General features: G+C 61.4%; 19 protein-coding genes and 1 other RNA gene. 10 read left to right on the top strand and 10 right to left on the bottom strand.

Annotated features, from left to right (window positions below):
* Positions 1 to 222: 222 nt before the first annotated feature.
* Together ACP7B3_RS10730 and ACP7B3_RS10735 are read left to right on the top strand one after the other, a co-directional pair.
* Complete coding sequence (locus ACP7B3_RS10730; RefSeq protein WP_426178770.1) at positions 223 to 2,610, top strand: TonB-dependent receptor plug domain-containing protein; 2,388 nt, start codon at positions 223 to 225, stop codon at positions 2,608 to 2,610.
* A 40-nt stretch (positions 2,611 to 2,650) separates the two neighbouring features.
* Positions 2,651 to 3,304, top strand: coding sequence for a gamma-glutamylcyclotransferase (locus ACP7B3_RS10735; RefSeq protein ID WP_145157976.1), 654 nt, complete (start codon positions 2,651 to 2,653; stop codon positions 3,302 to 3,304).
* On the opposite strand, the gene glpT is transcribed toward ACP7B3_RS10735, so the two are convergent.
* The gene (glpT, locus tag ACP7B3_RS10740) at positions 3,301 to 4,638 is read right to left on the bottom strand and encodes a glycerol-3-phosphate transporter (RefSeq protein WP_145157973.1); all 1,338 of its coding nucleotides are present in this window, start codon (positions 4,636 to 4,638) and stop codon (positions 3,301 to 3,303) included. The two genes, ACP7B3_RS10735 and glpT, sit on opposite strands and share 4 nt — an antisense overlap.
* A gap of 232 nt (positions 4,639 to 4,870) precedes the next feature.
* Entirely contained in the window at positions 4,871 to 5,848 is a 978-nt protein-coding gene (locus tag ACP7B3_RS10745; RefSeq protein ID WP_242199674.1) for an NADPH:quinone oxidoreductase family protein, read from the bottom strand.
* 150 nt (positions 5,849 to 5,998) lie between these two features.
* Between ACP7B3_RS10745 and ACP7B3_RS10750 the strand changes: the two genes are divergently transcribed.
* Positions 5,999 to 6,406, top strand: a complete 408-nt coding sequence (locus ACP7B3_RS10750; protein ID WP_106575780.1) for a flagellar basal body-associated protein FliL — start codon at positions 5,999 to 6,001, stop codon at positions 6,404 to 6,406.
* A gap of 201 nt (positions 6,407 to 6,607) precedes the next feature.
* On the opposite strand, the gene ACP7B3_RS10755 is transcribed toward ACP7B3_RS10750, so the two are convergent.
* From ACP7B3_RS10755 to ACP7B3_RS10770, 4 genes are all read right to left on the bottom strand, one after another.
* Positions 6,608 to 7,726, bottom strand: coding sequence for an ABC transporter permease (locus ACP7B3_RS10755; RefSeq protein ID WP_426178771.1), 1,119 nt, complete (start codon positions 7,724 to 7,726; stop codon positions 6,608 to 6,610).
* Positions 7,726 to 10,443, bottom strand: a complete 2,718-nt coding sequence (gene rbbA, locus ACP7B3_RS10760) for a ribosome-associated ATPase/putative transporter RbbA (RefSeq protein WP_426178772.1) — start codon at positions 10,441 to 10,443, stop codon at positions 7,726 to 7,728. Before rbbA ends, ACP7B3_RS10755 begins: the two co-directional genes overlap by 1 nt.
* The gene (locus ACP7B3_RS10765) at positions 10,440 to 11,405 is read right to left on the bottom strand and encodes an HlyD family secretion protein (RefSeq protein ID WP_369301909.1); all 966 of its coding nucleotides are present in this window, start codon (positions 11,403 to 11,405) and stop codon (positions 10,440 to 10,442) included. The genes rbbA and ACP7B3_RS10765 overlap by 4 nt, the downstream gene beginning before the upstream one ends.
* A gap of 141 nt (positions 11,406 to 11,546) precedes the next feature.
* A complete protein-coding gene (locus tag ACP7B3_RS10770; RefSeq protein ID WP_426178773.1) occupies positions 11,547 to 11,996 on the bottom strand; it encodes an EVE domain-containing protein in 450 nt (149 codons plus the stop codon).
* A 194-nt stretch (positions 11,997 to 12,190) separates the two neighbouring features.
* Between ACP7B3_RS10770 and ACP7B3_RS10775 the strand changes: the two genes are divergently transcribed.
* A complete protein-coding gene (locus ACP7B3_RS10775) occupies positions 12,191 to 12,340 on the top strand; it encodes a hypothetical protein (RefSeq protein WP_426178774.1) in 150 nt (49 codons plus the stop codon).
* Between the two features lie 6 nt (positions 12,341 to 12,346).
* On the opposite strand, the gene ACP7B3_RS10780 is transcribed toward ACP7B3_RS10775, so the two are convergent.
* The 4 genes from ACP7B3_RS10780 to ACP7B3_RS10795 form a co-directional block, all read right to left on the bottom strand.
* The gene (locus tag ACP7B3_RS10780; protein WP_145158576.1) at positions 12,347 to 12,976 is read right to left on the bottom strand and encodes a 5-formyltetrahydrofolate cyclo-ligase; all 630 of its coding nucleotides are present in this window, start codon (positions 12,974 to 12,976) and stop codon (positions 12,347 to 12,349) included.
* Between the two features lie 57 nt (positions 12,977 to 13,033).
* Positions 13,034 to 13,212, bottom strand: a non-coding RNA gene (gene ssrS, locus ACP7B3_RS10785) — 6S RNA.
* Between the two features lie 30 nt (positions 13,213 to 13,242).
* Entirely contained in the window at positions 13,243 to 13,560 is a 318-nt protein-coding gene (locus tag ACP7B3_RS10790) for a cell division protein ZapA (protein WP_003213956.1), read from the bottom strand.
* Positions 13,557 to 13,766 (bottom strand): TIGR02449 family protein, encoded by a 210-nt coding sequence (locus ACP7B3_RS10795; RefSeq protein ID WP_003177365.1) that lies wholly within the window; start codon positions 13,764 to 13,766, stop codon positions 13,557 to 13,559. Before ACP7B3_RS10795 ends, ACP7B3_RS10790 begins: the two co-directional genes overlap by 4 nt.
* Before the next feature lie 138 nt (positions 13,767 to 13,904).
* Between ACP7B3_RS10795 and ACP7B3_RS10800 the strand changes: the two genes are divergently transcribed.
* From ACP7B3_RS10800 to ACP7B3_RS10825, 6 genes are all read left to right on the top strand, one after another.
* Complete coding sequence (locus ACP7B3_RS10800; RefSeq protein WP_106575774.1) at positions 13,905 to 14,462, top strand: YecA family protein; 558 nt, start codon at positions 13,905 to 13,907, stop codon at positions 14,460 to 14,462.
* A 20-nt stretch (positions 14,463 to 14,482) separates the two neighbouring features.
* Positions 14,483 to 15,805: a Xaa-Pro aminopeptidase gene (pepP, locus tag ACP7B3_RS10805; RefSeq protein WP_106575773.1), complete on the top strand. Its 1,323-nt coding sequence runs from the start codon at positions 14,483 to 14,485 to the stop codon at positions 15,803 to 15,805.
* Positions 15,802 to 16,989: a 2-octaprenyl-6-methoxyphenyl hydroxylase gene (gene ubiH, locus ACP7B3_RS10810; RefSeq protein ID WP_145157952.1), complete on the top strand. Its 1,188-nt coding sequence runs from the start codon at positions 15,802 to 15,804 to the stop codon at positions 16,987 to 16,989. Before pepP ends, ubiH begins: the two co-directional genes overlap by 4 nt.
* Complete coding sequence (locus ACP7B3_RS10815) at positions 16,982 to 17,467, top strand: DUF4442 domain-containing protein (RefSeq protein ID WP_145157949.1); 486 nt, start codon at positions 16,982 to 16,984, stop codon at positions 17,465 to 17,467. The genes ubiH and ACP7B3_RS10815 overlap by 8 nt, the downstream gene beginning before the upstream one ends.
* 9 nt (positions 17,468 to 17,476) lie before the next feature.
* Entirely contained in the window at positions 17,477 to 18,694 is a 1,218-nt protein-coding gene (locus ACP7B3_RS10820) for a 2-octaprenyl-3-methyl-6-methoxy-1,4-benzoquinol hydroxylase (RefSeq protein WP_416365089.1), read from the top strand.
* A gap of 159 nt (positions 18,695 to 18,853) precedes the next feature.
* Positions 18,854 to 19,858, top strand: coding sequence for an extracellular solute-binding protein (locus ACP7B3_RS10825; RefSeq protein WP_369301912.1), 1,005 nt, complete (start codon positions 18,854 to 18,856; stop codon positions 19,856 to 19,858).
* Positions 19,859 to 19,986: the final 128 nt, after the last annotated feature.

Consider the following 19,986-nt stretch of genomic DNA (forward strand, 5'->3'; position numbering starts at 1 on the left):
CGGGATAGCCGGCCCCAATCCTGATGAACAGGTGCGGCGCTTATGCTTTTGCTTATGCTTTAAAGGTATTTAATTTGTTACATAGATATCATTAAGCTATATCTCAACGGACTACCGACTATCTGCCAATAACCAATAACTGACCGCCACCGCCCGCCAGCCGGATCGATCGTAGGAACTCAGAGCATTGACGTTCTGAAGTTTGATTCTGAGGGGAGCGGTATGGGGAGCTACAAGAAGCACGCGTTGTACACGGCAATTTTGTCGGCCAATTTGCTGACTGCTGTGGGATTCAATCCCGTCATGGCCGCGCAGACAGCGGCCACCGATGCACCAAAACTCGACACCGTCATCGTTACCGGCACTCGCGCCCAAGAGCGCACGGCCAGTGCTTCGCTGTCGCCCATTGATGTGATTTCCGGCGATACCCTGCGCAGCACCGGCTCCGATGAGCTGGGCGCAGTGTTAGCGCGCCTGATTCCGTCGATCAACTTCCCGCGTCCGAGCCTGGTGGACGGCGCCGAACTGGTGCGCCCTGCGCAACTGCGCGGGCTGTCGCCGGATCAGGTGCTGGTGCTGGTCAATGGCAAACGCCGCCACACCAGCGCCTTCGTCAACCTTGGCGGGGCGGTGGGGCGTGGCTCGGCCCCGGCGGATTTGAATGCGATACCGTTGTCGGCAGTCGACCACATCGAAGTGCTGCGTGACGGCGCGTCAGCGCGTTACGGCTCTGACGCGATCGCCGGCGTGATCAACGTGATCCTCAAGCACGACGACCACGGCGGTTCGATCTCGACCAAGTTCGGCGAGTACAAAAAGGGTGATGGCATCCAGCGCAATGTCAGCGGCAATACCGGGTTTGCCTTGGGCGACAACGGCTTTATGAATGTCTCGGGCGAAGGTGCCGACAACGATTACACCAACCGCGCCGGCGACGACTTGCGCCCTGGCAGCATCGGTTCCACCACGTATGGGCAGCGTGTGTTCCGTCAGGGCGAACCGGCCACCAATGAAGGCAAATTCCAGTTCAACTCGGAATATTCCTTCAACGATGCAGCCCAGTTCTACACCTTCGGCGGCTACAGCAAGCGTCGCGGCGAGACGGCGGCGTTCTACCGGGCAAGCAATGCGTCCAATAACATCCCGGCGCTGAACCCTAATGGTTATCTGCCGTTGATCAAAGGCAACCTGGAAGACACCTCATTGGTCGTCGGCCTGCGCGGCTTGCTGGCTTACGACTGGCATTACGACCTGTCGGCCAACTACGGCAAGAACCAGTACGCGCTGAGCACCGAAACCATCAACACCTCACTGGGCCTGGCCACGCCGCGCAAGTTCGATAACGGCACCCTGAGCAATGACCAGAAGCAAGTCAGCCTGGACCTGTCGCGCGAATTCGACGTGGGCTTTCTGCCGTATCCGGTGTCGGTGGCGTTTGGCGGCGAGTACCTGCGCCAGGGCTATGAAATCGAAGCCGGAGAGCCTGCGTCCTACTATCAAAGCGGCAGCTCGGGCCTGGGTGGTTTCCGTGATGCCGACGCCGGCAGCAGCGCGCGGCATAGCTGGGCCCAGTACCTGGACCTGGAAACCAACTTCACCGAAAAGCTCAGCGCCTCGGCCGCGGTGCGTCATGAGGACTACAGCGACTTTGGTTCCAACGTCAGCGGTTCGCTGTCGGCCCGTTATGACTTCACCCCGCAAGTGGCCTTGCGTGGCAGCGTCTCGAATGGTTTTCGCGCGCCTTCCCTGGCCCAGCAGAACTTTGCCTACACCTCGTCCCAGTTGATCGGTAACACCATTCAGGAAGCCGGCACGTTCCCGGCCAACAGCCAGGTGGCCCGCCTGCTCGGCGCTGAAGACCTGAAAGCCGAGAAGTCGCGCAACTACAGCCTTGGCCTGGTGCTGGAGCCTGCCGATGACTTGACCGTGACGCTCGACGTGTACCGCATCGACATCCGCGATCGCATCAGCCTGTCCTCCAACCTCAATCTCAACCCGGCCACCATCGCCTACCTGCAAGCCAATGGGGTTGGCAACATCAACTACACCAGCGCCCGTTACTTCACCAACGCCACCGACACCAGCACCGACGGCGTCGATCTGGTGGCCAACTATCGCTACCAGTTCGATAACGGCATCCGCTGGAACAGCACCGTGGGCTACAACTACAACCACACCAAAGTGACCGACGTGAAGCCTAACCCGGCGATTCTGGACAGCCTGGGCGCCAACCTGGTGCGGGTGGACCGACGTGAGCGCATCGGTTTGCTCGGCGACACCACGCCTGAGCACAAACTGAGCCTGGGTAACGATTTCACCTATGGCCATTGGGCGCTGCACAGCAACCTGGTTCGCTACGGTGAATTCACCAGTTATCAAGCAGACAAGGTCAACGACCAGACCTTCAAGGCCGCCTGGGTGTTGGACCTGTCGGCAGACTACAAGCTCAAGAACTGGACCTTCACCCTGGGCGGCGACAACGTCACCGATAAATACCCGGAAAAGGTCAACGCTTACGCCAGCAGTGGCGGCAACCTCGCCTATAGCACTTTTTCGCCGTACGGTTACAGCGGCGCGTTTTATTACGGTAAAGTTGCTTACAACTGGTAACAGCTTATTTGAGTGATAAAGGAGACCTAAGCGATCCGCCATGACCGTTATTGAAACCGATCTTTTGCAATTGGCTTACCCTCCGCGGCTCGATCTGGGGCCGCAACTGACTCACGAGCAATTAATGAGTTCGATGCAGGCCACCATGGCCAAGCACAAGGGTGGGCCGGTCTGGCTGTTCGCTTATGGTTCGCTGATCTGGCGTCCCGAATGCTCGTCGACCCAGCGCATGCGCGCACGGGTTCACGGCTATCACCGGGGCTTGTACCTGTGGTCGCACGAGCATCGGGGTACGCCGGAGTTGCCAGGGTTGGTGTTCGGTCTGGATCGCGGCGGCTCATGCAGCGGGTTTGCCTACCGCTTGCCGGAGGATCAGCTGGAGGCCTCGCTTTACGCCTTGTGGCAACGCGAGATGCCTTACCCTTCGTACCGGCCGCACTGGCTCAGCTGCCGTCTGGAAGATGGCAGTCAGGTACAAGCGTTGGGGTTTGTGTTGGAGCGGCATTTGCCCAGCTACGCCGGCAACTTGCCCGATATCGTGCTCAATCACGTGCTGCAAAGCGCTTGCGGGCGTTACGGCACCACGCGCGATTATGTCGAGCAGACCGTTAACGCCCTGCGTAGCCACGCCATGCCAGATAAAAATCTGGAGGCGCGGCTCAAGCGTTGTGCAAAGGATTGCTCAGGCGATTAACGCGCTGCGCTGACGCTGTTGGTGTGCCACAGCGTTGGGATCAGGAATGCAATCGCCAACAGGCACGCGCCCACCAGCAACACAAAACCACCGTCCCAGCCGAAATGGTCCACGGTGTAGCCCATGGCCGCACTCGCTGCCACTGAACCGCCCAGGTAACCAAACAAGCCCGTGAAACCCGCAGCGGTGCCCGCGGCTTTTTTCGGCGCCAGTTCCAGCGCCTGCAGGCCGATCAGCATCACCGGGCCGTAAATCAGGAAGCCGATGGAGAACAGCGCGATCATGTCGATCATCGGGTTGCCTGGCGGGTTGAGCCAGTAAACCAGGGTCGCCACGGTGACCAACGCCATGAACACGATGCCGGTCAGGCCGCGGTTGCCACGGAAGATCTTGTCCGACATCCAGCCGCACAACAGCGTGCCCGGAATACCCGCCCACTCATAGAAGAAGTACGCCCACGAAGTTTTATCCACGTCGAAGTGCTTGGCTTCCTTGAGGTACGTCGGCGCCCAGTCCAGTACGCCGTAGCGCAGCAGGTAGACGAACACGTTGGCGAAGGCGATGTACCACAGCATTTTGTTGCGCAGCACGTACTTGACGAAGATTTCCTTGGCGCTGAATTCGTCTTCGTGGCTGGCGTCGTAGCCTTCCGGGTAGTCGTTCTTGTATTCCTCGATTGGCGGCAGGCCGACCGATTGCGGGGTGTCACGCATGGTGATGAAGGCAAACGCCGCCACCAGCAACGCCACGGTCGCCGGCACATAGAACGCCGCGTGCCAGTCGTTGAACCAGGCCATGCCCAGCAGGAACAGCGGGCCGATCAGGCCACCGCCGACGTTGTGCGCCACGTTCCAGACCGACACCACGCCGCCGCGTTCTTTCTGCGACCACCAGTGCACCATGGTGCGTCCGCTCGGCGGCCAGCCCATTCCCTGGGCCCAGCCGTTGATGAACAGCAAAATGAACATCATGGTCACGCTGGACGTTGCCCAAGGCGCGAAACCGAAAATGAACATCACCCCGGCCGATATCAGCAGGCCGAAGGGCAGGAAATAGCGCGGGTTGGAGCGGTCGGACACCAGGCCCATGAGGAACTTGGACAAGCCGTAGGCAATCGCAATCGCCGACATCGCCAGGCCCAGCTCACCACGGGTGTAACCCTCGTCGATCAGGTACGGCATGGCCAGCGAGAAGTTTTTGCGCAGCAGGTAGTAACCGGCGTAACCAAAGAAAATACCGGCGAAGATCTGCCAGCGCAGCCGTCGGTAGGTACTGTCTATTTTTTCTTCAGGCAGGGGCGCCTGGTGTGCGGCAGGACGAAAGAAAGCAAACATTCAAGAGCTCCAAATTTCTTGTTTTGACTGCGGATGCGAATGTTACAGTTTCGTTACCGAAAATAGCATCGCCTCTTATCCGCAAACACAGGAAATCGGAGTGATTGCATGTTCTCTTATGAACATGTCGCTAATAGGCAAGTGTGGGTCGTGATTGCGTTCTTCAGAACGATGGGAATCCAAATGTGGGAGCGAGCAAGCCCGCTCCCACATTGACCGCGTTTCAGATCAATCAGCGGGTCTGAACGACGACCTTGCCCACTGCCTTGCGCTGCCCCAGATCATTGATCGCCTGGGCAGCCTGCTCCAGCGGATACACCTGCGACACCAGCGGCTTCAACTTGCCCTCGGCGTACCAGGTGAACAGTTGCTGGAAATTCGCCGCATTGTCCTGCGGCTGGCGCTGGGCAAACGAACCCCAGAACACCCCGACCACCGACGCACCTTTGAGCAGCGCCAGGTTCACCGGCAGCTCGGGAATACGTCCGCTGGCAAAACCCACCACCAACAGGCGGCCGTTCCAGGCGATGCCACGAACGGCCTGGTCAAACAGATCGCCGCCCACCGGGTCGTAGATCACATCGACACCGTTGCCGTCGGTCAGGCGCTTGATCTCATCCTTGAGGCTGGCTTCGCTGTAGTTGATCAACTCGTCTGCACCGGCCGCCTTGGCCACGGCGAGTTTGTCGGCGCTGCTGGCGGCGGCGATCACGCGGGCACCCATGGCCTTGCCGATTTCCACGGCGGCCAGGCCCACGCCGCCAGAGGCGCCGAGCACCAGCAGGGTTTCGCCGGGCTGCAGGTTGGCCCGTTGTTTCAAGGCATGCATCGACGTGCCGTAGGTCATGCTGAATGCGGCGGCGACGTTGAAATCCATGCTCGGCGGGATCGGCAGCACGTTGTAGCCGGGGACCGCGACCTGTTCGGCAAAGCTGCCCCAGCCGGTCAGCGCCATGACCCGGTCGCCGACTTTCAAATGGCTGACCTTCTCGCCCACTTCACTGATCACGCCCGCCGCTTCGCCACCCGGCGAGAACGGGAAGGGCGGCTTGAACTGGTATTTGCCCTCGATGATCAAGGTGTCCGGGAAATTCACCCCGGCCGCGTGCACGTCCAGCAGGATTTCGTTCTTCTTGATCGCCGGGCTTGCGATCTCTTCCAGCACCAGGGTTTCGGCGGGGCCGAAGGCTTTGCACAGCACAGCTTTCATCGGACTATTCCTTTTGGCGTCATGGCCGATAAGTGTAGGAGGGTACGCCCGTGGGTCAACGAGCATGCCCAGGCCTGATAAGTCGCCATAAGCTTGTGCTCAGCCTTGCTAGCGTTATGCTACCCGGCAACCGAATTTGAGGAATGAACTGTGAAAGCGTGGATCCTGTTGATGCTCGCCCTGACCTTGCCGATGGCAGCCCAGGCCGAAGAAGCGAAAGAAGGCGAGGCACCGAAGGTCAGCTATATCAGCCTGACGCCGCCGTTCGTGGGCAACTATGGCCTGGACGGCTCCGCAAAACTCAAGGTGTTCAAGGCCGACATCGCCCTGCGCGTGACCGGGCCTGAAGCCGCCGCTGCGGTCAAAGCCAACGATGCGTTGATCCGGAATCAGTTGGTGGCGTTGTTTACTCAGCAGACCAATGAGGCCATGAGCACCGTTGAGGGCAAAGAAAAGCTGCGCCAGGAAGCCCTCAAGCAAACCCAGCAAGTGATGAACGACGAGACCGGCAAGCCGGTGGTGGAAGACCTGTTGTTCAACAACCTGATCATCCAGTAACGGTTCCATGTGGCGAGCGGGCGTGTCGTGGCGAGCGGGCTTGCCCCGCGTTGGGTGGCGAAGCCGCCCCAGAACCATACGCCTCGGTACACCTGAAACAATGTGGTGTATCTGGGGGATGGGGCTGCTGCGCAGCCCAACGCGGGGCAAGCCCGCTCGCCACAACAAGCCCGCTTGCCACACAAAGCCTGCTCGCCACAATTAAGAGGCCAGGCTTTTTCTGAACCGAGCCAGTGCCACTGCAAAAAACACTGACCCAATCCCCGCCAGCGCCAGCACATCCGGCCACACCACGCTCACGCCTGCGTCCCTGAACAGAATCGCCGCGCTCAAACTCACAAAGTGTGTGGACGGCGATCCCTGCATCACCCATTGCAACCACTCGGGCATGCTGTCCAGCGGCGTGCTGCCGCCCGACAGCAACAGCATCGGGATGATCACCGGAATCGCCAGCAGCCCGAACTGCGGCGTCGAGCGGGCGAGCGTGGCAAGGAATATCCCCAACGCGGTGCTCGCAAACAAATACAGCGCGGTCACAAACAGAAACAGGCTCAGAGAGCCGGCCAACGGCACGCCGAGCAGGCCTTTGACCACCAGCTCCAGCGACAGCCACGTGCACAGCACCACCACCAGCATGTTGCTCCAGATTTTTGCCAGCATGATTTCCAGCGCGGTCAGCGGCAGCACCAGCAAATGGTCGAGGGTGCCGTGCTCGCGTTCGCGCAGCAGCGCGGTGCCGGTCAGCACAATCGCGAGGATGGTGATGTTATTGACGATCTGGATCACCGCCAGAAACCAGCCGCCTTCCAGGTTGGTATTGAACAGCGCGCGGGTGGTCAGCAGTGCAGGCGCCTTCTGGCTGGCGTCGGTTTGGCCGCTGTAGTTGAGCAATTCGCGCTGGAAAATCCTGCCGATGTAACCTGCGCCCATAAACGCCTGGCTCATCGCCGTGGCATCCACGTTGACCTGCACACCCGGCTGGCGCCCGGCCAGCAGGTCGGCCTGGAAATTGGCCGGCACGTTGATCACGAATGTGTACTCGCCGCTGTCCATGACCTTGTCCAGTTGGTCGTAGGCCAGCGGTGCAGGCGGCTGGAATTCGGGCGGTTGCAACGCCTCGGCCATTTGCCGCGAGAGCGCGCTGTGGTCTTCATCAACAAAGGCCACGCTGGCATTGTGCACACCAATCACCGAACCGGCGGCGGGCATGTAGATCGCGACGGTGAAGGCGTAGGCCAGAAACAGCAGCAATACGCTGTCATGGCGCAGGCTGGTCAATTCCTTGAGGCCCAGGCGCAGGATATGAGCGAGCTTGTGCATCACGCCTCCTGCTTCTTGAGCATGATCAGGCTCAGGCCGGTGAACCCGACGAAAAACCCGAACAGCGCCAGGCATTGCGGCCACAACTGGCGCAGGTCGAGGGCCTTGGTGAAGGTGCCCACGGCGATGTCGAGAAAATGCCCGGCGGGAAACAGCATGCCCATCAGCGCGGCGGCGCCTTCCAGGGATGAGCGCGGCACGATCAGCCCGGAGAACTGGATGGTCGGCAGGCTGGTGATGATCATGGTGCCCAGGATTGCCGCGATCTGCGTGCGTGTAAACGCCGAAATCAGCAAGCCCATGCTGGTGGTGGCCAACACATACAACAGGCCGCCGAATGCCAGCGCCAGGCCGCTGCCCTTGAATGGCACGCCGAACAGCCAGCGGTTCATGGCCACCAGCAACGCCAGGTTGACCAGGCTAACGGCCAGGTACGGCGCTTGTTTGCCCAGCAGAAATTCCAGGCGGGTCAGGGGTGTGGCATAGAAGTTGGTGATCGAGCCCAGCTCTTTTTCGCGCACGATGCCCAGCGCGGTGAGCATCGCCGGGATAAACGCCAGGATCAGCGCCATCACGCCGGGGCCGATGGCATTCACGCTGACCACGTCCTGGTTGTAGCGAAAGCGCGTTTCCAGCTTGGCGGCAGCTTGAGTGCTGCGGGGCAGGCTGCTCAGGTCGGCCAGTTGCTGGAGATTGCCTTGGTGTACCGCTTCCACATAGTTACGGCTGGTTTCCGCGCGAAACGGCATGCCGCCGTCGATCCATGCGGCCACGGTGGGTTGGCGGCCGGCGTACAGGTCGCGGCCAAAACCCGGCGGGATTTCCAGGGCCAATTTGATTTCCGAGCGTTGCAGGCGCCGGTGCAGTTCGCTCGCATCGCGAATCGGCGCCTGCTCGGCGAAGTAGCGCGAACTGCGGAAGGCTTCGAGGTAGGCGCGGCTTTGTGGGGTCTGGTCCTGGTCGTAGACGGCGAAGGCGAGGTTTTCCACGTCCAGGGAAATGCCGTAGCCGAAGATCACCATCATGAACATCGCCCCGAGCAGGGCAAAGGCCATGCGCACTTTGTCGCGCAGCAGCTCCTTGCCTTCGCGGCTGGCCACGGCCAGCAGCCGAGAAAGACTGAAACCACGTTTGCTCACGGGCGGCGCACTGGTTTCGCTGACGGTGCTGCTGGGTGCTGCGGGTTCGGGAGCGCCTTGAGCTTGCTCCAGGCAGGTGACGAATGCGGCTTCCAGGGTGTCGCCGTGAAATTGCTGTTGCAGGGCGTCGGGTGTGTCGCACGCCAGCACTTTACCCGCGTGCATCAGAGAGATGCGGTCGCAGCGCTGGGCTTCGTTCATGAAATGGGTGGACAGGAAGATCGTCACGCCTTGTTCGCGGGACAGCTCGATCAGCAGCCGCCAGAAGTCATCCCGCGCCGCCGGGTCTACGCCCGAGGTGGGCTCATCGAGGATCAGCACTTCCGGGCGATGCAGCACCGCCACGGCCAATGACAGGCGCTGGCGCAGGCCAAGGGGCAATTCGCCGGAAGGCTGCTCGGCCACCTCGCCGAGGTCGAAGCGCTGAATCAACTCATCGATACGCGGGCCGCTGTCGGCCTTGGGCAAATCGAACAGCTGCGCGTGCAACACCAGGTTCTGGCGCACGCTGAGTTCGCCGTACAGCGAGAAACTTTGCGACATGAACCCAACGCGCTTGCGGGTGGCCAGGTCCTTGGCGTTCACCGGGTTGCCGAGCAGCGTGGCACTGCCCTCGGTGGCCGGCATCAGCCCGGTGAGGACCTTCATCGTGGTGGTCTTGCCGCAGCCGTTGGAGCCGAGAAAGCCGAAAATCTCACCGCGGCCAATCGCGAAGCTGACCTTGTTTACCGCCGTGAAATCACCAAAGCGCAGGGTCAGCTCGTGGGCTTCGATGGCGATATCGGTGTTGGCGCTTTCGCGCGGCGGGATCACCAACGGCTGATTGTTGTGGGCGCTGTCGCCCTGGAAGTGAGTAAAGGCTTCATCGAGTTTGCCGCTGGGTGTCGCGGCTGCCAATTCGCGGCTCAGGCCATCGGCGATGAGTGTGCCGCGATCGAGCATCAGGCAATGTTCGAACTGCTCGGCTTCTTCCATGTAGGCCGTTGCCACCAGCAGCGTCAGTTGCGGGCGCTCGCGGCGTACGCTGTCGACCAGTTCCCAAAAACGTCGGCGCGACAGCGGGTCGACGCCGGTGGTGGGCTCGTCGAGGATCAACAGGTCCGGGTCGTGGATCAGTGCACAGCACAGGCCGAGTTTCTGTTTCATGCCGCCGGACAACTTGCCGGCCGGGCGCTCGGCGAAGCGTGCAAGGTCGGTGGCCAGCAGCAGGTTATGCATGCGCTGTTCGCAATCGGCTTTCGACAGACCGAACAGTGTGGCGAAGAAGCGGATGTTCTCGCTGATGGACAATTCCGGATACAGGTTGCCGCCCAGGCCTTGGGGCATGAAGGCAATACGCGGGTACAGGCTGTTGCGGTGGCGGCGATTCTCGATGGAGCCGCCGAGCACTTCCAGCTGGCCGTCTTGAAGCTTTTTAACCCCGGCGATCAACCCCAGCAAGCTCGATTTGCCCGCGCCATCCGGACCGATCAACCCGCAGCGCGTGCCGGCGGGCAGGCTGAAGGCAATGTCGATCAGTGCCTGTTGCTTGCCGTAGCGATGGTTGATGCCCGTGGCGTGCAGCGCCAGGCCGGTCATTGCAGGTTGGCCGGCCAGTCGATATCTGCCGTGCGCACGTAGCCGGCGCCGGGCATGCCCGGTTTGGCTTGCGGTACGGCACTGGGTTGGGTCAGACGCAGCTTGACGCGAAACACCAGCTTCTGGCGTTCGTCGCGGGTCTCCACTTCCTTGGGCGTGAACTGCGATTTAGCCGCGACAAAGCTGATTTTGGCCGGCAGCGGTTGTTGGGGCAGGGCGTCGAGCAGGATGCGCGCGTCACTGCCGACGGTCAGGCGACCGGTGACGGAGGCGGGCAGGTAGAGGTTCATGTACTGGTCATTCGGATCAATCAGCAGCAACACGCGACCGCCGGCGCCGAGCACTTCACCTGGCTCGGCCAGGCGCAATTGGATAATGCCGTCGATGGGCGCGCGCAGGCTGCTGTCGTCGATTTCGCTGGTGAGCTGCGCAACCTGGGCCTGTGCGGCGCCGATGGCAGCCTTCACCGAGTTGACCTGGGCTTGCGCGGCGATCACCGCGGCATTACCGGTGTTCTGGCGTGCTTGCTGTTGGTCAATCAACTGGCTGCTGGCGAAGCCGCGCTTGTATAGCTCCTGGGTGCGCTTGAGTTCCTGATTGGCCAGCAACTGCTCGCTTTGGCGCAACTGCACGTTGGCCTCGGCGGCGGCGAAGTTTTCCTTGGCGCGCAGCACTTCGGCTTCGGCCTGGGCACGCTGGGCTTCGAGGGTGCGGGTGTCCATGCGCGCGAGCAATTGGCCCTTGAGCACCTTGTCGCCTTCATCCACGCGCACTTCGGCCAGGCGCCCGGGGATCTTCGCGGCGATCTGTACTTCGGTGGATTCCAGGCGGCCATTGCCCATGCTCAAGCCTTCGGGCAGGCGGTCCTGGGTTGATCGCCAGTAACCGAAACCGCCTGCGCCCAGTAACAGGACGATCAGGGCGATGGCGAAAAGGCGCGACATATGGTGGTTCGTAGACATGGCTGCATCCTGCGGCATTAGCATCCTAGTTTGACCGATAGCGCCGGAGCGGCCGTTGATACCGGTCAAATGAAGCGCAAGCCTAACCCGCATGGCACGCAGATGCATGCGCCAGAAGTGTGACCGCAGGGTTCTGCCCTTTCAGCGCAGTGCCAGCACCGCCGCCCACTGCTCGGCGGTCACCGGCATCACCGACAGTCGGCTGCCTTTTTGCACCAAAGGCAATTCGGCGAGAGCGCTTTGTTGTTTCAGATAGCCCAGGCCCAGCACCTTTGCGAAGGTCTCGATGTGGGCCACGTTGATTGCACTCCACGGGTTTTTCTCCGGGCTGGCCTTGGCGTCGAAATAGTGGCTTTGCGGCTCCAGCGCTGTCGGGTCCGGGTAGGCTGCCTCGACGATCTTGCCGATCCCGGCAATGCCGGGCTCGGGGCAGCTGGAGTGGTAAAAGAAAAACTCGTCACCGACGGCCATGGCGCGCAGGAAATTGCGCGCCTGATAATTGCGCACGCCGTCCCAGCGAGATTCGCCGAGCGTTTCCAGGCCCTTGATGGACAGTTCGTCGGGCTCGGATTTCATCAGCCAGTAGGCCATTGTTGGGCTCCTGAAAAAGGCATTGGGAAAGTTGTCGGGCAATTCCATGACAAACCGACAGTCGGTTGGCGCCAAGGTTTGCGTGTTGGTTCACGTTACCGCAGAATGCGCGCTTTTAAGCTTGGCGCAGCTGCAACGGACTACTTTGGAACGTTGTTGTCATCGTGTACGAGGTGCCTGAAGGGGGGCAATCGATGCAACGTAAACCGGATTTACTATGGATTTTGGTTATTTTGTTTGGTCTGGGCGTCGTAACCACCGGGTATGCCCAGAGCTTGTGGTCGAACAAGACCGATGCGCCGGTTGAGCTGGCTCAGCAGCCGCCGCAACCGTTCAAGCGTTAATACCCTTCAAGGCGTCGCTGGTTCCAGCGACGTTTGTGCGACATACCACTGCTTATCCGTGACGGTGCCCGCCAGCGGCACATCCCAGCTTGCCTGCGCCAGGCGCTCGACTTTCTGACATTCATGGGCCAGCCCCAGCAGCGCCGGCGCGCGCCAACTCTGGCGCCTGGCGAGGTAGGCCAGGCTGCGGTCGTAAAACCCACCGCCCATGCCCAGACGCCCACCCACATCATCGAACCCCACCAGCGGCAGCAACACCAGGTCGAGTGCCCAGACGCGGCGCTGGCGATTGGCATTCACTTGCGGCTCCAGGATACGAAAACGGTTGGGCGACAACTTATCCCCAGGCCGCACGCGCTGGAACACCATCTTGGTTCGCGGCCAGGCACTGAGCACTGGCAGGTAAGTGGCCTTGCCCCGGCGCTGAGCGGCGCGCAGCAGCAGGCGCGGATCGATTTCACCGTCCGTCGGTAGATATAAGGAAATATGTTTGGCCCGGCGAAACAGCGGGTGCTGTGCCAGTTGCCGATACAGGCCAAGGGCGGCCTTGCGCTGCTCGCTCGGCGTCAGTTCGCGGCGGGCTTTGCGCAACATGCGTCGAAGTTGCGGACGGGAAAGCGGCGCAGGTTCGGTCATGGTTTTTCGGCTCATAAAACAATGCCAGTCCGAGGACTGGCATTGAGTTTGGAATTCAGGCTCCCCGACAGAGCCGCTGTCGACTTAGCCCTTGAACCCGAAAGTTCAAGGTGGAAGATGCAGTAGGCTTTAAGGCTTTCCGTCTAGCGGACATGCACACCAGCCCAACGTGCAACTTCCAGGGTAGTGCGAATCGGCTCAGGGACATCGCCGACTGGCAAACACGCCAGGGAGTGGGGCGAGTATACCTTAAACAGACTCGGCAATCAGCCCTTGGGTGGCTCTGGATCGGTAGAAAGTACCAGATCAACCCGTTCCAGCAGGTCTCGCACTTGCTCGCGCGTCGAGCCACTGGCCTGCACGTCAGGCCGTTCCTGCTTATGCAGCAAATCGTGGGTAATGTTCAGCGCGGCCATCACGGCGATACGATCGGCGCCGATGACTTTGCCGCTGCTGCGGATTTCACGCATCTTGCCATCCAGGTAGCGGGCAGCACTCACCAGGTTGCTGCGTTCTTCCTGGGGGCAGATGATCGAATATTCTTTGTCGAGGATCTGCACGGTAACGCTATTGCTTGAACTCATGAGTCTTGCTCCAGGGCCTTCAGGCGCGAAATCATCGATTCGACCTTACGCCGGGCGATTTCGTTTTTTTCAATGAGGTGAGCGCGTTCCTCGCGCCAGGTCTTTTCCTGAGCTAATAGGAGTCCGTTTTGACTCTTAAGTTGCTCGACCCGATCAATTAGCAATTCGAGTCTGGCCATCAGCGCTTGCAGGTCGGTGTCTTCCATTGGGTTCCACTGGATTTGTCTGATGAATGGCAACTGCAGGATAAACGATCTGACGCCCTCGATAGTCTTGGTACGTCTGCCGGTGCTAGGATACAGCGCTTCATTCTAGACATTGCGCCGTCTGGCGCCTAGCTCACCATGCCTATTCAGAACTCCCCGTACGACGCTTTTTCCAAACTGCTGAGCACCAGCGGTCATCCTTGCTCGCCTGCCGAACTGCACGGCGTACTGTTGGGCCGCAGCTGCACCGGTGTTGGCTTTGATGCCGACAATTGGCTGGCTGATGTGGCCGAGCTGCTGGAAACCGAGCCGACCGAGAACGTGCGTAACGCGCTGATCGGCCTGCAAGAGATGGTCAAAGGCGAGCTGACCGGTGATGACGTCACCGTGGTCCTGCTGCTGCCGACCGACGACGCGCCGCTGACCGAGCGCGCCGCTGCGCTGGGCCAATGGTGCCAGGGTTTCCTCCACGGTTTCGGCGTGAACGCCGGTGGCCTGGAACTGAGCACCGACGCCAAGGAAGTGCTGCAGGACCTGGCGGCCATTTCCCAGGTGCAAGACGCCCTGGAAGAGTCCGAAGACGGCGAAGGCGATTACATGGAAGTCATGGAATACCTGCGCGTCGCGCCGCTGCTGCTGTTCACCGAGACCAAGAAAGCCGCTGAGCCAGCCGCACCCAAGCCGTCGCTGCACTAAGAAAGGAAGCCCATCTGCCCATGATCCATATCCCGAAAGCGGAATACACCCGTCGCCGCAAGGCGCTCATGGCGCAGATGGAACCCAACAGCATCGCAATTCTGCCGGCCGCCGCCGTGGCGATCCGCAACCGTGATGTCGAGCACGTTTACCGCCAGGACAGCGACTTTCAGTACCTGAGCGGCTTCCCTGAACCGGAAGCGGTGATCGTGCTGATGCCCGGTCGCCAGCACGGCGAGTACGTGCTGTTCTGCCGCGAGCGCAATGCCGAGCGCGAATTGTGGGACGGCCTGCGTGCGGGCACCGAAGGCGCGATCCGTGACTTTGGCGCCGACGATGCCTTCCCCATCACTGACATCGACGACATCCTGCCCGGCCTGATCGAAGGCCGTGACCGGGTGTATTCGGCCATGGGCAGCAACGCCGAATTCGACCGGCACGTGATGGAGTGGATCAACGTGATCCGCTCTAAAGCGCACCTGGGCGCCCAGCCACCGAACGAGTTTGTTGCCCTGGATCACCTGCTTCACGACATGCGCCTGTATAAATCGGCGGCAGAAGTGAAGGTGATGCGCGAGGCCGCGCGAATTTCCTGTGCGGCGCACGTCAAGGCGATGCAGGCCAGCCGCGCCGGGTTATATGAGTTCAGCCTCGAAGCCGAGCTGGATTACGAATTCCGCAAGGGCGGCGCGAAAATGCCGGCCTATGGCTCCATCGTCGCTGCCGGGCGTAACAGCTGCATCCTGCATTACCAACAGAATGACGCCGTGCTCAAGGACGGCGACCTGGTGCTGATCGACGCCGGTTGCGAGATCGACTGCTACGCCAGCGACATCACCCGCACCTGGCCGGTCAACGGCAGGTTTTCGCCCGAGCAAAAGGCGATCTACGAGATTGTGCTGGCCTCCCAGGAAGCCGCCTTTGCCGAGATCGCGCCGAACAAACATTGGAACCAGGCCCACGAGGCAACGGTGCGCGTCATCACCGCCGGGCTGGTAAAACTGGGACTGCTGCAAGGCGACGTCGACGAGTTGATCGCCAGCGAAGCCTACCGCGCTTTTTATATGCACCGCGCCGGCCATTGGCTGGGCATGGACGTGCATGATGTGGGCGAATACAAGGTGGGCGGCGAATGGCGTGTGCTGGAAGTCGGCATGGCCTTGACCGTGGAACCCGGCATCTATATTTCGCCGGACAACCAGAACGTGGCGAAGAAATGGCGTGGCATTGGCGTACGCATCGAGGACGACGTGGTAGTGACCAAGCAAGGCTGTGAAATTCTGACCGGCGGCGTGCCCAAGACCGTCGCTGACATCGAAGCGCTGATGGCGGCTGCCCGATGAGCCGGGTCAACCTGGCCATCATCGGCGGCGGACTGGTAGGCGCCAGCCTGGCGTTGGCCTTGCAGGCGGGTGCCAAGGCGCGGGGTTGGAAAATCGTGCTGATCGAACCGTTCGCGCCAGGCGACAGTTACCAACCGAGCTACGACGCGCGTTCTTCGGCGCTGTCCTATGGCGCTCGGCAGATTTATCAGCGTTTGGGCCTGTGGCAGGCCATTTCCCGCCGAGCCGAGCCGATCAAACAGATTCACGTGTCGGACCGAGGCCGCTTCTCCACTGCGCGCTTGTCCGCCATGGAGGAGGGCGTGCCGGCCCTCGGCTACGTGGTGGAGAACGCCTGGCTCGGCCAGTGCCTGTGGCAAGGTTTGGACAAAGAAGTGGTCAGTTGGCGCTGCCCGGCCGAAGTCACCCGCATGGAGCCACTGCCCGACGGTTATCGCCTGACGCTCAACGACGAAACCGTGCTGGAATGCGACCTTGCGGTATTGGCCGATGGCGGCCGCTCCGGTTTGCGCGAGCAATTGGGCATCGGCGTGAAAACCCGGCCCTACAACCAGAGCGCGCTGATCGCCAATATCACCCCAAGCGAAGCGCACAACGGCGAGGCGTTCGAGCGCTTTACCGACGAAGGCCCAATGGCCTTGCTGCCGCTGCCGGACAACCGTTGCGCGCTGGTGTGGACGCGTATCGGCATGGACGCCCAGCGCCTGGCCAACCTTGATGAACGCAGTTTCCTCAGTGAATTGCAGGGCGTGTTTGGCTACCGCCTGGGCACGCTGAAACAAGTCGGCGCCCGCCATTTGTACCCGCTGACGCTGGTGGAGGCCGAAGAACAAGTGCGCTCGCACCTGGCGATCCTCGGTAATGCCGCCCACAGCCTGCACCCGATTGCCGGGCAGGGTTTCAACCTGTCCCTGCGCGACGCGAACGCCTTGGCCGAGGCCTTGCTGGCCGGGCCGGCGGTGCCGGGCGACCTGGCAACGTTGCAGCGCTATCGCGAGCGCCAGCGCCAGGACCAGCAACTGACCGTAGGTTTTTCCGATCAAGTGACCCGACTGTTTGGCAGCGCGCAACCGTTAGTGACATTGGGCCGTAACCTGGGCCTGCTGGGCCTGGATTTGTTGCCTCCCGCCAAACGCTGGTTCGCCCGTCAGGCCATGGGCCTGGGCACACGCCCTGATGCTTAACTGGCTGACCCGACGCCTGGGCAAGGCGCGGCTGTTGCGCTGGGTGCTGTCCCTGTACCCGCCGTACCTGGGCGCGGGAATTCGGGTGCAGGCACTCAGCGCCGATTTTCGCCACGCCAAGGTGCGCATGGGCCTGGGCTGGTACAACCGCAATTACGTCGGTACGCAATTTGGCGGCAGCCTGTATTCGATGGTCGATCCGTTCTACATGTTGCTGTTGATGGAGAACCTGGGGCGCGACTACATCGTCTGGGACAAAGCCGCGAGCATCGACTTCGTGTCGCCGGGCAAAGGCCCGGTCTACGCTGAGTTTTCCATCGACGAGGCCTTGCTGGACGAGATTCGCCGGCAAACCGAAGGCGGCGAGAAGTACTTGCCCCTTCTCAAAGTACAGATTCATGACGGCTCCGGCACTCTGGTGGCGCGGGTCGACAAAACCCTTTACGTGCGGCGCAAGCCGCCAGCAAAGCAGGCTTAAAGCATGGACATGCGCGCAGATGTGCTGATCGTCGGGGCCGGAATGGTCGGAAGCGCCCTGGCGCTGGCGTTGCAAGGCAGTGGCCTGCAGGTGCTGCTGCTCGATGGCAGCCCGCTGAGCGTCAAACCGTTCGACCAGGATGCGGCCTTCGAACCCCGCGTGAGCGCCTTGTCGGCTGCCAGCCAGCGCATTCTGGAGCGCCTGGGCGTGTGGGATGGCATCGTCGAACGGCGCGCCAGCCCTTACGGTGAAATGCAGGTATGGGACGGCAGCGGCACCGGGCAGATCCATTTTTCGGCAGCCAGTGTGCATGCCCAAGTGCTCGGGCATATCGTCGAGAACCGGGTGGTTCAGGATGCCTTGCTCGACCGCCTGCACGACTGCGACCTGGGCCTGCTGGCCAACGCGCGCCTGGAGCAGATGCGTCGCTCCGGCGATGACTGGCTGCTGACCCTGGCCGACGGTCGCAAATTGCGTGCGCCGCTGGTGGTGGCCGCCGACGGCGCCAATTCCGCCGTGCGCCGCCTGACCGGCACTGCCACGCGCGAATGGGATTACCTGCACAACGCCATCGTCACCAGCGTGCGCAGCAACCAGCCGCACCAGCGCACGGCGTGGCAACGCTTTACCGATACCGGCCCGCTGGCATTTTTGCCGCTGGTGCGCGATGGGCAAGAGGATTGGTGCTCGATCGTCTGGTCGACCACGCCGACGGAGTCCGAACGCTTGATGGCGCTGGACGACGACAGCTTCTGCCGTGAACTGGAGCGCGCGTTTGAAGGGCGCTTGGGCAATGTGATCAGCGCCGACCCGCGCGTATGCGTACCGCTGCGCCAGCGCCATGCCAAGCGCTACGTGGCCGAAGGCCTGGCGTTGATTGGCGATGCCGCCCATGTGATCCACCCATTGGCCGGGCAGGGCGTGAACCTGGGTTTCCTTGACGCGGCGGTGCTGGCCGAGGTGCTGTTGGCTGCGACGGAACGTGGCGAACGCCTGGCGGATGTGAAGGTGCTGAGCCGCTACGAGCGTAGACGCATGCCGCATAACCTGGCACTGATGGCGGCGATGGAGGGCTTTGAACGCTTGTTCCAGGCCGACCAACTGCCGTTACGTTGGCTGCGTAATGCCGGATTGAAACTGGTCGACCAGATGCCCGAAGCCAAGGCCGTGTTTGTGCGCCAGGCCCTCGGGCTGACGGGCGACCTGCCAGACCTAGCAAAGCCCTGAATTGAAAGATGCCCCCTGTGGGAGGGGGCTCGCCCCCGATGAGGCCAGCCCATCCGGCGCAAATCCCAACTATGCAACATCTGGTAACGCCTCTAGCAAGCGCTACCAAATGTGAGTCCTTATCATTTGCCTTCTTTTTGCAAATGAGAGACCGCACCCATGTTGGCACCCAAGCGCCTCCTGACTGCCCTGGCACTCACCCTCATCGGCAGCACCACTGTGCAGGCAGCCGACGAAGTCGTGGTCTACTCCTCGCGCATCGACGAACTGATCAAACCGGTGTTCGACGCCTACACCAAAAAGACCGGCGTGCAGGTGAAGTTCATCACCGACAAGGAAGCCCCGCTGATGCAGCGGATCAAGGCCGAAGGCGAAAACGCCACGGCTGACCTGCTGCTCACCGTTGATGCCGGCAACCTCTGGCAAGCCGAACAAATGGGCATCCTGCAGCCGTTCACCTCTGCGGTGATCGACAAGAATATTCCCCTGCAATACCGCTCTTCCAACCATGCGTGGACCGGCTTGAGCTTGCGCGCGCGGACCATTGCCTATTCCACCGACCGGGTAAAACCCGGTGACCTGACCACCTACGAAGCGCTGGCCGACAAGCAATGGGAAGGGCGTCTGTGCCTGCGTACGGCGAAGAAGGTCTACAACCAGTCGCTGACCGCCACGCTGATCGAAACCCATGGCGCGGCCAAGACCGAAGAAATCGTCAAGGGCTGGGTCAACAACTTGTCTACCGACGTGTTCTCCGATGACATCGCGGTGCTCGAAGCGATCAACGCCGGGCAGTGCGACGTGGGCATCGTCAACACTTACTACTACGGCCGCCTGCACAAGCAGAAACCGGACCTTGCGGTGAAGCTGTTCTGGCCGAACCAGGGCGACCGCGGCGTGCATGTGAACCTGTCGGGCATCGGCCTGACCAAACATGCGCCGCACCCGGAAGCCGCCAAGGCCTTGGTGGAATGGATGACCACGCCTGAGGCGCAGAAGATCTTTGCCGATGTGAACCAGGAGTTCCCAGCCAACCCCGCCGTGCCGCCATCGGCGGAAGTCGCGACCTGGGGCAAGTTCGTGGCCGATACCCTGCCGGTGGAAGTGGCCGGTAAACGTCAGGCTGAGGCCATTCGCCTGATGGATCGCGCTGGCTGGAACTGAGTACAGATCTAACTGTGGGAGCGGCCTTGTGTGGGAGCTGGCTTGCCTGCGATAGCATCACCTCGGTGTAAATGACACACCGAGGTGCCTGCATCGCCGGCAAGCCCGGCACCCACACAAGCCCGCTC

The sequence above is a fragment of the Pseudomonas sp. TWRC1-2 genome (genome assembly GCF_049896685.1).
Taxonomy (GTDB): domain Bacteria; phylum Pseudomonadota; class Gammaproteobacteria; order Pseudomonadales; family Pseudomonadaceae; genus Aquipseudomonas.